General features: G+C 49.6%; 11 protein-coding genes. 2 read left to right on the top strand and 9 right to left on the bottom strand.

All coding sequences use genetic code 11. The features are described 5' to 3' along the window. Positions 1-10: 10 nt before the first annotated feature. Positions 11-640, bottom strand: a complete 630-nt coding sequence (gene rlmE / locus HXZ99_RS10785) for a 23S rRNA (uridine(2552)-2'-O)-methyltransferase RlmE (RefSeq protein ID WP_194757299.1) — start codon at positions 638-640, stop codon at positions 11-13. A gap of 149 nt (positions 641-789) precedes the next feature. On the opposite strand from rlmE, the gene yhbY reads away from it, so the two are divergent. Beyond that, the gene (yhbY, locus tag HXZ99_RS10790; RefSeq protein WP_194757360.1) at positions 790-1083 is read left to right on the top strand and encodes a ribosome assembly RNA-binding protein YhbY; all 294 of its coding nucleotides are present in this window, start codon (positions 790-792) and stop codon (positions 1081-1083) included. Positions 1084-1330: 247 nt separating this feature from the next. Here the strand turns inward: yhbY and HXZ99_RS10795 are convergent, their stop codons facing one another. After that, positions 1331-1756: a helix-turn-helix domain-containing protein gene (locus HXZ99_RS10795; protein ID WP_194757300.1), complete on the bottom strand. Its 426-nt coding sequence runs from the start codon at positions 1754-1756 to the stop codon at positions 1331-1333. 153 nt (positions 1757-1909) lie between these two features. Between HXZ99_RS10795 and HXZ99_RS10800 the strand changes: the two genes are divergently transcribed. Next, positions 1910-2182, top strand: a complete 273-nt coding sequence (locus HXZ99_RS10800; RefSeq protein WP_194757301.1) for a hypothetical protein — start codon at positions 1910-1912, stop codon at positions 2180-2182. A gap of 70 nt (positions 2183-2252) precedes the next feature. Here the strand turns inward: HXZ99_RS10800 and greA are convergent, their stop codons facing one another. The 7 genes from greA to dnaJ all read right to left on the bottom strand — a co-directional run bounded on the left by greA (position 2253) and on the right by dnaJ (position 11751). Then, positions 2253-2729 carry a transcription elongation factor GreA gene (greA, locus tag HXZ99_RS10805; RefSeq protein WP_194757302.1) on the bottom strand — a complete coding sequence of 159 codons (477 nt, stop codon included), beginning with the start codon at positions 2727-2729 and terminating at the stop codon, positions 2253-2255. Next, on the bottom strand, positions 2726-5953 hold the full coding sequence (gene carB / locus HXZ99_RS10810) for a carbamoyl-phosphate synthase large subunit (protein ID WP_194757303.1): 3228 nt from the start codon (positions 5951-5953) through the stop codon (positions 2726-2728). Before carB ends, greA begins: the two co-directional genes overlap by 4 nt. Before the next feature lie 19 nt (positions 5954-5972). Then, positions 5973-7136, bottom strand: coding sequence for a glutamine-hydrolyzing carbamoyl-phosphate synthase small subunit (gene carA, locus HXZ99_RS10815; protein ID WP_194757304.1), 1164 nt, complete (start codon positions 7134-7136; stop codon positions 5973-5975). A 135-nt stretch (positions 7137-7271) separates the two neighbouring features. Beyond that, positions 7272-8093, bottom strand: coding sequence for a 4-hydroxy-tetrahydrodipicolinate reductase (gene dapB / locus HXZ99_RS10820; protein ID WP_194757305.1), 822 nt, complete (start codon positions 8091-8093; stop codon positions 7272-7274). A 21-nt stretch (positions 8094-8114) separates the two neighbouring features. After that, positions 8115-9389 (bottom strand): dicarboxylate/amino acid:cation symporter, encoded by a 1275-nt coding sequence (locus HXZ99_RS10825; protein WP_194757361.1) that lies wholly within the window; start codon positions 9387-9389, stop codon positions 8115-8117. 163 nt (positions 9390-9552) lie between these two features. Further along, the gene (locus HXZ99_RS10830) at positions 9553-10380 is read right to left on the bottom strand and encodes a M48 family metallopeptidase (protein WP_228517949.1); all 828 of its coding nucleotides are present in this window, start codon (positions 10378-10380) and stop codon (positions 9553-9555) included. Positions 10381-10596: 216 nt separating this feature from the next. Further along, entirely contained in the window at positions 10597-11751 is a 1155-nt protein-coding gene (gene dnaJ, locus HXZ99_RS10835; protein WP_194757306.1) for a molecular chaperone DnaJ, read from the bottom strand. Positions 11752-11791 lie beyond the last annotated feature (40 nt).

An 11791-nucleotide genomic window follows, 5' to 3' on the forward strand; every position in this document is an offset into this window, starting at 1 on the left:
TTTCAGGGTACTACACTTTGTAGCCTGTCGCTACCAGATAGACCTCTCGAGAACGCGCTCGAGATGAGTCTGGCTTTCTTACCTTTACGGAAGAAAACGCAGTTCGGACGTCTTTTAAAAACTGATCCGAACCTTCCCCCTGAAATACTTTGACGACAAAAGCGCCGCCAGGTTTCAAAACGTGCTGACACATATCGAGTGCCAGCTCAACTAAATACATAGACCGCGGCTGATCAACAGCATCGGTTCCACTGAAGTTTGGCGCCATATCTGAAAGCAATACATCGACGTTTTTGCCGCCAATGCGATTCAATAATGCATTCAACACTGCAGCTTCACGAAAATCGCCCTGGAGAAAATCGACTCCTGCGATAGGATCCATGTCCAAAATATCACAGGCGATGATTTCGCCATCTCCATTTTGCACTTCCGCCACATATTGTGACCAACCGCCCGGTGCTGCGCCAAGATCGACGACGGTTTGGCCTGGACGCAAAATGCGATCACGTTTTTGAATTTCTTCCAATTTAAATACGGCGCGCGAACGCAAACCTTGCTTCTGCGCTTTTTGAACGTACTGATCGTCAAAATGCTCTTTGAGCCAGCGAGAACTGCTCGCTGAACGTTTTTTCTTGGCCATGAATCCTCAACTTACGCTATTCAGGCTAGCCCCAATTCCTAGATGGCGTTAGAATACAGGAAATTCAAGTGATACGCTCGCCTCGTCGGAACGATTTAACCGATTGCGGTGTTCATCACACGGCTATTCCCGACTGCGGACAACATGATATGCAATTGAACAACAAGCAAAAACAATTTCTTAAAGGCTTAGCGCACCCTCTTAAACCTGTGGTGTTGCTGGGTGCAAACGGGTTAACCGAAGGTGTTATTGCGGAAATTGATGGTGCACTTGAACACCACGAACTCATAAAAGTGAAGGTACCTGACGAAGACCGTGAGCTTCGCACTGCCATTTACGAGGCCATCGCGCGCGAAACTGCGGCAAGCCAAGTGCAAGTGATTGGTAAAACGCTGGTGTTGTACCGCCCTGCTCGCGAACCCAAGCTAAAGCTTCCTAAATAACCAACGCATCGGTTGGTACCCGTAGCCAACGCACGGGGTTGGCCCTAACCAGTCCTCTGCGTTAGCCCTCGTAGCCAACGCACCGCGTTGGCCCTAACCAATCCTCTGCGTTAGCCCTCGTAGCCAACGCACGGGGTTGGCCCTAACCAATCCTCTGCGTTAGCCCTCGTAGCCAACGCACCGCGTTGGCCCTAACCAATCCTCTGCGTTAGCCCTCGTAACCAGCGCACCGAATTGGGGCCGTAACCTACGGCGCTTCATCCGCAAATACCTGCGCGAGCACTCGCAACACCTTGTTACGAGTCTTAGGTTCATCCTCTAAAACCCGATGCAGGGCTATCATCTCATTCAGCTGACGCTGTTCCACCGGCGCACCGGCAGTCTGCAATATCTCGGTGAGCTCCTGAATAATACCCGGCAAACGCACGAAATCTTTACTTTCCGCCCCGCCATAGCGCGTTATCTGCTCAGCCAACGCTTGTTGATCAATGTCGGGTCGACGCAGGGCCTGATCCGGTGCAAAAAACCAATCAAGAGATACACCTTTCTCAATTAATACAGGCACGAGCGTTTTAAATGGGATGGTTCCGCGCGACTTCCAATTATTCAAACTTGACTTGCTCACACCCAACCAACGGACCAAATCAGCATCTTGTGTTTTGCCAGACAACATGGAGGCTCGTAGCAAAACTTCGTCGAGGGTCAATGAGAACTTCTTGATATTTGCCATGGGCTATGTTTTTATCATGATTCCTCATTTGAGGAATAATTTATCCTCATTTGAGTTAAATGTGAATTACAATTGAACCCGTATGAAATGATAAAAATGGACAAAAATCAATTAAAAAAGGAACTTGCTCACTTAGGTTACGACTTCAGCATGCTTGCTCAAGCGCTGGGAAGGAGTCCTTCGTTGATCTCAAAAGTGGCTGGACGCCAAGCAAAGTCACGGTTAGTTGCGGAAGCCTTTGCAAAATTATTGGATCGGCCCGTCGCTGAAATATTTCCGGATGTTCCGGAATATTGCACTGATGTTCCTACTACTCGCGCGTCACGTGAGGCCCGCGCAGAGCAAATGAAGCGAATACTTGAGAAATAGCAGCCACAAAAAAACCGGCATCGCGCCGGTTCTTTTGCGTGTGCGTTGAATCACGCCATGCATTAAAGCACTACAGATAATCAACTTTTACAATTTCGTACTCAACTTCACCGCTCGGTGTCACCACAACGGCCGCCTCATCGACAGCCTTACCAATCAGTGCTCGCGATAACGGCGAGTTCACAGAGATGAGATTTTTCTTAATGTCGGCCTCATCGTCACCTACAATCCGATACACCACCTCTTCATCGGTTTTGGTGTTGAATAAGGTAACGGTTGAACCAAACACCACCTTGCCACTATTCGGTAACTTGGTGACATCAATAACTTGGGCGTTGGCCAACTTCGCTTCAATTTCCTGAATTCGACCTTCGCAAAAGCTTTGCTGCTCACGCGCAGCATGGTACTCGGCGTTTTCTTTCAAGTCGCCGTGCTCGCGCGCATCTGCAATCGCTTGAATGATGCGAGGTCGATCTTCGCTTTTTAAACGTTTCAATTCGGAACGCAGTGCGTCAGCACCCGCAACCGTCATTGGGATGTTAGTCATTGATTTAAAATCCTCTTATGCAATTCCTGCACTGAACTGACTCGGGCGCGATCATTTACCGTATGCGCCTTCACAGCTGCAAACCCTGCATTTAATGTGGTGGTGTAACTGACATTATTCAAGAGGGCTTCGCGTCTAATATAAACTGAGTCCTCAATTGCTTGTCGTCCTTCCACCGTATTAATAATGTAGCTATATTCACCGTTTTTAACAGCATCCACAATATTTGGACGCCCTTCTTGCAACTTATTTACTACGCTACATTGAATTCCTTGCTCCTGTAAAGCTTTTGCGGTTCCACCGGTGGCTTCGACGGTAAATCCAAGCGCAGTGAGTCCACGAGCAAGGTCGATAACACGTTTTTTGTCGCCTTCGCGCACTGATAACAGCGCTTTGCCTTTCAGCGGCAATGCTTGGCCGGCACCCAGATTGGCTTTGGCATAGGCTTCTTCGAAACTTTCACCTACGCCCATCACTTCACCCGTGGAGCGCATTTCAGGACCACGAATCGGATCCACCCCTTGGAACTTCGCAAAGGGAACCACCACTTCTTTCACTGAATAATAAGGTGGGATTACCTCATGCAAGCAGTTTTGAGCTTTCAGGCTGGTACCTGCCATAACACGAGCCGCAACTTTCGCCAGTTGGATACCAGTGGCTTTCGACACAAATGGCACCGTACGGGCCGCACGCGGGTTTACCTCAATGAGGTAAATTTCATTGTTCTGAATGGCAAACTGCGTGTTCATCAAACCGCGTACATTTAATTCAAACGCCAACTTCGCCACTTGGTCGCGCAATTCAGCTTGCACCATATCGCTGAGCGAGTACGGTGGTAGTGAACATGCGGAATCACCGGAGTGAACACCCGCTTGCTCAATGTGCTGCATAATGCCGCCAATAAATACATTCTCACCATCACAGATGGCATCGATATCTACTTCAATGGCGTTGTCTAAGAAACGGTCCAGAAGTACCGGTGCCGAATTCGATACCTTCACCGCCTCGGTTAAGTAACGACGCAAATCGGCTTCGTCATACACGATTTCCATAGCCCGGCCGCCCAATACATACGATGGCCGTACAACCAATGGGAAGCCGATGCGCTGAGATTCCGTCATGGCCTGTTCAATGGTGGTGACAGTGGCGTTCTCAGGCTGTTTCAAGCCCAAGCGCTCAACCGCGGTTTGGAAACGCTCGCGGTCTTCAGCTCGGTCAATAGCGTCTGGTGACGTACCGATAATAGGCACACCATTGGCTTCGAGGGCGCGTGCTAGCTTCAATGGGGTTTGCCCACCATACTGCACGATCACACCTTTAGGCTTCTCGATACGCACGATTTCGAGCACATCTTCTAGAGTAATAGGCTCAAAATATAGGCGATCGGAGGTATCGTAATCGGTAGAAACTGTTTCTGGATTACAGTTGACCATAATGGTCTCGTAACCATCTTCACGCATAGCTAACGCAGCATGCACACAGCAGTAGTCAAACTCGATGCCCTGACCGATCCGGTTTGGACCGCCACCGATGACCATGATCTTCTCGCGATCCGAAGGCCGCGCTTCACATTCTTCGTCGTATGTGGAGTACATATACGCTGTTTCTGAAGCGAACTCAGCAGCACAGGTATCGACACGCTTATACACCGGAAAAATCTTAAACTCTTCGCGACGCTTGCGTACTTCGCTTTCGTTGACATCAAGAATGTCCGCTAAACGCGCATCGGAGAAACCTTTGCGTTTCAAGTAGCGCAAGCTATCCGCATCGAGACCGGCTAGGCCGCTCTGCGCAACTTCCGCTTCGAGCTCAACAATTTCGTGCAATTGGATTAAGTACCAGCGATCAATATTGGTAAGGGTAAACACCTCATCCACGCTCATGCCCATACGGAAAGCATCACCAATGTACCAAATGCGTTCCGCACCGGGCTCTTTCAGCTCTCGAATAATGCGTGTACGGGCTTCTTCGGCATCGGCTAGGTCAACGATGGGGTCGAGGCCATTCATACCTAATTCGAGGCCACGCAGCGCTTTTTGAAGCGATTCCTGCTGATTACGGCCAATCGCCATCACTTCACCCACAGATTTCATTTGCGTGGTGAGGCGATCGTTCGCGCCTGGGAATTTCTCAAAGTTAAAGCGTGGAATTTTTGTCACGACGTAATCGATTGCAGGCTCGAACGACGCGGGCGTAATACCACCCGTAATTTCGTTGCTCAGCTCATCGAGGGTATAACCCACAGCGAGTTTCGCCGCCACTTTTGCAATCGGAAAACCAGTTGCTTTTGATGCCAACGCAGATGAACGGCTCACCCGTGGATTCATTTCAATAATGACCATGCGACCCGTGTCAGGACAGATACCAAACTGAACGTTAGAACCACCGGTTTCGACCCCGATTTCACGCAAAACCGCCATCGATGCATCGCGCATGATTTGGTATTCTTTATCGGAAAGCGTTTGCGCTGGAGCTACGGTAATAGAGTCGCCAGTATGCACACCCATAGGGTCAAAGTTCTCGATGGAACATACGATAATACAATTATCGTTTTTGTCCCGAACCACTTCCATTTCGTACTCTTTCCATCCAATCAACGACTCGTCGATCAGGAGTTCATTGGTACGCGAAAGTGCGAGGCCTCGGCGGCAAATTTCTTCGAATTCATCACGGTTGTAGGCGATACCACCACCGCTACCACCCATGGTAAACGAAGGGCGGATAATACATGGATAGCCAATACGCTCAAGCACATCAAAGGCTTCTTCCATACTATGAGCAATCTCTGCACGGGGCGTTTCTAGGCCAATCGCTTTCATCGCCTTGTCAAAACGATCCCGATCCTCTGCTTTATCAATCGCGTCAGCAGTCGCACCGATCATTTCAACATTGTGTTTCTCTAAAATTCCACGGGCGTCAAGCTCAAGGGCACAATTCAACGCTGTCTGCCCACCCATGGTTGGCAAGATAGCATCTGGTTTTTCGCGCTCGATGATTTTTTCAACCACTTCCCAGTGAATGGGCTCGATATAAGTGGCATCGGCCATTTCCGGATCCGTCATAATCGTTGCCGGATTTGAATTTACCAAAATAACCCGGTAGCCCTCTTCACGCAGCGCTTTACACGCTTGCGCACCGGAGTAGTCGAATTCACAGGCCTGGCCGATAACAATAGGACCAGCACCGATAATGAGAATGCTTTGTATGTCTGTACGTTTTGGCATGATTGCACCGAGTCCTTTATTACTGAGCCGTGTGGGTTTCCATTAATTCGATAAAATGATCGAACAACGGGGCCGCATCATGCGGGCCAGGACTAGCTTCCGGATGTCCCTGGAAACTAAACGCAGGTAATTCTGTGTGATGAATGCCTTGTAACGAGCCGTCAAACAGCGATTTATGCGTTGCTTTTAAATGGGCTGGCAATGTTGCTTCTTCTACCGCAAAACCGTGGTTTTGGCTGGTAATCATCACAACACCGGTATCCAGAACCTGCACCGGATGGTTAGCGCCGTGATGGCCAAACTTCATCTTTGCGGTTTTCGCACCGGCAGCCAGTGCAAGCAGTTGATGCCCCAAACAAATACCGAAAACAGGCAATTTTTTATCGAGGAACGTTTTAATCGCTTCAATGGCATAGTCGCAGGGAGCCGGGTCACCCGGTCCATTGGACAAGAACACACCGTCTGGATTCAACGCTAACGCATCTGCAGCAGATGTTTCAGCGGGCACCACTGTGACCTTGCAGCCTCGGTCGACTAACATACGGAGAATGTTTTGTTTAACGCCAAAATCGTACGCAACTACATGAAAGCGATTCGCTTCCGGTGAGGAATGTCCTTCACCTAAGGTCCATGTCCCTTCCGTCCACGGGTAGCTTGCGCGACACGTTGCGACCTTCGCCAAATCCATTCCCGCCAATCCTGGAAACCCTTTCGCGGCCTCAAGAGCGGCTTCTATCGGAGCTTCCTGGTCATGGGCATAGGTCATGATACTGCCGTTTTGTGCACCTGTTTCCCGCAACCGATTGGTCAACCGACGTGTATCGATATCGGCAATACCAAGAATGTTTTGGCTTTTCAGGAAGTCACTTAACGACTGGGTATTACGAAAATTACTGGCAAGGGGGGATAGATCACGAATAACCAGACCTTTCGCCCAAATCTTCGACGACTCGGAGTCTTCAGAGTTTGTGCCGTAATTACCAATATGGGGATAAGTGAGAGTAACGATCTGTTCTGCGTAAGAGGGGTCTGTCAAAATTTCCTGATAACCGGTCATTGCTGTATTGAAAACAACTTCACCGACGGCTTGTCCTTCTGCACCAATTGCGGTGCCATAAAACACAGTGCCGTCTGCGAGGACCAGGACCGCCTTTAACGCGGTTTTTCTCGCCGAAATACTCAAGGGTACCTCCGAACATAAAAAAACGGGCAAGTCTGCTGTCACTTCCCCGCTTTACACCGAATCATGCACAGCTCTCCAAACGAGGCTGCACCTGTGCTTGCCGGCGTTCGGCAAATTGGGCGTATTCTACTGAAATTAGCCCTCAGCGTCCAGACCAAGTACGTCTTTCATGGTATATAAACGCGGTGTTGTTTGTTGGCTTAACCACTGAGCCGCACGTAAAGCCCCGTCTGCAAAGGTGCTGCGCTTCGACACTCGATGCGTGAGCTCCAAACGTTCACCATTCACGACAAGGTATACGGTGTGCTCACCTACGATGTCACCAGCGCGTATTGTGGCAAATCCAATACTCCCCTTTTCGTAGCGATGGGATGGATCATTGCGATTCCACTCAGCCACATCCTGGAGGTTTTGCCCGCGCCCTTGAGCCGCGGCTTCGCCAAGCACAAGTGCCGTGCCTGACGGTGCGTCAAGTTTACGAGTATGATGCGCTTCCAATATTTCGATATCCGCATCGGTACCGAATACGCGACTTGCTTGCGCGGTAAGCGATGCTAGCAGATGAATACCCACGCTCGTATTAGCCGCATGGATTAAAGGAATTGATTCTGCACTCTGACGGAGTAGTTGCTGATCGTTCTCACTAAGCCCAGTAACACAAACAACAGCAGCTACATTGTGTTTTACATAGGCCTGTAACCGTTCATCTAGCCCTTCTTGCAATCCAAAATCAATCACCACCTGCGCCTGCGCGAGTGCCGAGTAATCTGCACTGATAGTGACATGATTCTTGTCAGAACCAGCGAGCTGACCACTATCTTCACCAATATGGCGTGAGTTGGCGTGCGTTAATGCCGCCACTAAACGCGTCGCATCTGTTTGCGTTACCGCCTGCACTACCGCTTTTCCCATTCGGCCGCTCGCACCGACTAATGCAATATTCAAAGGCTTTATCATTTTGTTCTACTTTATCGGTTGCTATTGTTGCTTCTGGGCGTGCATCTCCTGCTCTGGGGTTTTCTCACCCTGCAGCCCAGCCGTCAGTACGGATTCATCCACCATATCTTCCGATTTGGCGACAACTAAAGACACCGTCATGTCTCCCGTCACATTCGTTGCTGTGCGCATCATATCAACAATTCGATCAATTGCGGCAATAAATGCAATGCCCTCTAATGGCAAGCCGACCGCCGACAAGGTCACTGTCAACATAACCATCGCTGAACCAGGCACACCAGCGGTGCCAATGGATGCCAAGGTGGCCGTAACCATTATAATAGCGTACTCGGTAAAACCGAGCGGAATACCGTATAGATGTGCAATAAAAATCGCTGCAATGGCCGGATAAATACCACCACAGCCATCCATATTTATGGTGGCCCCTAAAGGTAACGAAAAGCTTGCGTATTCTTTTTTAACACCGAGTTTTTCCGTTGTGGTTTTTAACGTTGAAGGCAAGGTGCCAAAACTGCTTGAGGTAGAAAAAGCAATAATCTGGGTGGGTAGAATGGCACGAAAGAATTGCCACGGACTTACTTTTGCACCAAAGCGCACTAAGCTACCGTAGACAAAGACAATGTGAATAATACAGGCCAAGTAAATCGCGCCCACAAATTTCGCTAGGGGTAGCAACATCTCTAGACCGTGCGTACCGACAACCCAGGCCATTAGACCAAACACACCGATAGGCGTTAGTTCCAGCACGTAGCGGGTAATTTGATACATAACTTCAGCGCCTGATTTAAAAAATTCGCGTACTGGCGCCGCTTTTTCTTTTAAGGCATTCAGGGCTAAGGCTAACACCACGGAGAAGGTGATAATCTGCAACACATTGCCTTCCACTAGCGCTGCAAATGGGTTGGTAGGAATGACCGATAACAACACTTGCGACACCGGCGGAATATCCCGCTCACGCACTTCACCAGCAGTGAGTTCTACCGCCGGGGCCAAATCGAGTAAGGTAGCCACGGTTAAACCAATGGCACTGGCAATAAAGGCGGTAATTAAAAATAATCCCACGGTCTTGCCGGCAAGCTTGCCTAATCGTTGATGGCTTTGCATGCTCGTAATACTGCTCACAATGGCAAACAAAATGAGCGGTGCTACTAACATTTGGATGGCACGAATAAACAGCTGTCCTAAAGGTTGCATGGCAACAGCGACATCCGCTGCAACAACACCTAATAAACCACCGAGAATAAAAGCACCGAGGACCCGCTGCCAGAAGGGAATACGAAACCACGCCTGTAACATCATTACACCTTGTATGTCGCTGTGAGCTGCTACCGTGTAAAAACGAAACAGCCGTTCATTTGTCGCACTTAAACAAATGAACGGCTTATCATCAAGAATGGTTTGTTCTGGCTTAGAACGAATTCGCCTAACTCATCGGCGATAGGTTATATCCCGTGCCACATTACTTGCGATCGAGTGAACGTGGACGTGGGCAATTCGCCGGTCCCGCAGACGCTAATCGTGCTTCATAATGGGGCATAACTTCCGGAATTTGTCGCGTTAGGTGACGTATCCGAGTTTGTGGTGATGGATGCGTTGACAACAACTCGGGCGGCGCGCCGCTACTTTCCTTTGCCATATTCTCCCAAAGCTTCGGCGCTTGGCGTGGGTCAAAGCCGGCACGCGCCATTAAATCTAGGCCGATTTCGTCGGCTTCTGACTCATGGGTGCGACTGTAAGGCAGCATCACGCCTACTTGAGCGCCAAGCCCAAGCCCCGCCATAATCATTCCCCGTTGCTCCGGCGGGCGGTCTGCCAGTGCAAAATCAGCACCGACTAAAATCCCCGTCAATAACAGGTTGGTCGATAAACGCTCACTACTATGATCGGCTAACACGTGTCCAATCTCATGGCCCATTACGGCCGCCAGCTGATGTTGGTTTTCCGCCAAGCGCATAATGCCCGTGTAGAAACCCATATAACCGCCGGGTAACGCAAAAGCGTTAATAGTTTCTGATTCAAATACCGCCACTTCCCACTCCCGACCACGGTACTGGTCAGGAAGTACATCGATAATCGCATCGGCCAAGCATTGAGCATACGCATTCAGCTCAGGGTCGGTAGAAACGGTTTCCTGCTGTTTTATTTCTGCGAACGACTGCGCGCCCAGACTATTTAACGCGCTACCAGAGAATAAATTTAATTGTGAACGCCCTGTCGGCGATGTGGTGCAGGCAATAATAGAGCCAGCAACGAAAAGCATTAAACTCACTTTCACTAGAAATTTCATAACGCCTTCAACTCCCTGCTTGCTTACGTTGACCCGCAGTCAGAGCAACTTACTGTGCTACAGGTTCATATTTCATTGAATCTTAGTTAAAAGTATAGGGTAGGACGAGAGGAACACAAAGGTGATTAACCAACTCTATACAAAAGTTGGGCCAAAAAATAAGCCAGTCAGGAGTGCTGACTGGCTTAACTATATCAATCTAACGGTTAAATACGTTTAGTTACTGCCGGTGAGGTCGTCAAAAAACTTTTTTACACCGTCGAAAAAGCCACGTTCTTTCGGGCGATACCTCGCCGCTTCATCGCCGCTACCCATGGAATCTTCGAATTCCTTAAGTAAGGCTTTTTGTTTCGCTGAGAGGTTCACCGGGGTTTCGATGACGGCTTTACACACCAAATCACCCACCGCTCCTGAACGCACAGATTTCACACCTTTCCCGCGCAATCGGAACATACGCCCAGTTTGGGTTTCTGCCGGGATTTTCAGTTTTACGCGACCATCCAATGTCGGTACTTCAACTTCGCCACCTAATGCAGCATGAGTGAAGCTCACCGGCACTTCGCAATACAAGTTATTCCCATCGCGTTTAAAAATCTGATGTTCACGAACCCGAACTTGCACGTATAAATCGCCGCTCGGGGCACCGTGTTCACCCGCTTCACCTTCACCACTCAAGCGCACCCGATCGCCGGTATCAACACCCGCTGGAATTTTGACATTCAGAGTTCTGGTTTTCTCAACACGACCATGGCCATGACAGCTGCGACACGGGTTAGTAACGATAGTCCCACGACCATTACACTTCGGACAGGTTTGGTTCACTGCAAAGAAGCCTTGGCGCATTTGCACTTGCCCTGCACCATGACAGTAATCACAGGTTTTCGGCGGCGTATTATCCGCTGAGCCTGTACCATCGCAGTCATCACAAGTGCTCAGACGAGGGATTTTTAATTCCACGTCTTTGCCACGAACTGCGTCCTCGAGGGTCATATCAAGATCGTAGCGCAAATCGGCACCGCGTTGCGCACGACGCCCACCACCACCGCGACGGCCGCCACCAAAGATGTCACCGAATACGTCGCCGAAAATATCAGAGAAGTCGGCGCCACCAAATCCGCCGCCACCGCCGTGGCCGCCACGTGCTTGGTCGAATGCATCATGACCATACTGATCATACACTTGGCGCTTTTGTGGATCGCTCAGTACTTCGTAGGCTTCTTTTACCTCTTTGAACTTGATTTCAAGATCTTTATCGCCTTTCGTCCGGTCGGGATGAAACTTCATCGCCAACTTTTTGTAGGCTTTCTTGATTTCGCGCTCATCGGCACCCTTGCTTACCCCAAGGACTTCGTAGTAATCAGTTTTCGCCATAGGTTCCTAATCTCTTTCTCTGCGTTATACGCATACACGG

The organism is Aliidiomarina indica (assembly GCF_015354615.1).
Lineage (GTDB): Bacteria > Pseudomonadota > Gammaproteobacteria > Enterobacterales > Alteromonadaceae > Aliidiomarina > Aliidiomarina indica.

What these genes read in the sequence shown, in the direction of transcription:
- rlmE (WP_194757299.1), bottom strand. Translation starts at nt 640, where the DNA reads ATGGCCAAGAAAAAACGTTCAGCGAGCAGTTCTCGCTGGCTCAAAGAG.
- yhbY (WP_194757360.1), top strand. Translation starts at nt 790, where the DNA reads ATGCAATTGAACAACAAGCAAAAACAATTTCTTAAAGGCTTAGCGCAC.
- HXZ99_RS10795 (WP_194757300.1), bottom strand. Translation starts at nt 1,756, where the DNA reads ATGTTGTCTGGCAAAACACAAGATGCTGATTTGGTCCGTTGGTTGGGT.
- HXZ99_RS10800 (WP_194757301.1), top strand. Translation starts at nt 1,910, where the DNA reads ATGGACAAAAATCAATTAAAAAAGGAACTTGCTCACTTAGGTTACGAC.
- greA (WP_194757302.1), bottom strand. Translation starts at nt 2,729, where the DNA reads ATGACTAACATCCCAATGACGGTTGCGGGTGCTGACGCACTGCGTTCC.
- carB (WP_194757303.1), bottom strand. Translation starts at nt 5,953, where the DNA reads ATGCCAAAACGTACAGACATACAAAGCATTCTCATTATCGGTGCTGGT.
- dapB (WP_194757305.1), bottom strand. Translation starts at nt 8,093, where the DNA reads ATGATAAAGCCTTTGAATATTGCATTAGTCGGTGCGAGCGGCCGAATG.
- HXZ99_RS10825 (WP_194757361.1), bottom strand. Translation starts at nt 9,389, where the DNA reads ATGTTACAGGCGTGGTTTCGTATTCCCTTCTGGCAGCGGGTCCTCGGT.
- HXZ99_RS10830 (WP_228517949.1), bottom strand. Translation starts at nt 10,380, where the DNA reads ATGAAATTTCTAGTGAAAGTGAGTTTAATGCTTTTCGTTGCTGGCTCT.
- dnaJ (WP_194757306.1), bottom strand. Translation starts at nt 11,751, where the DNA reads ATGGCGAAAACTGATTACTACGAAGTCCTTGGGGTAAGCAAGGGTGCC.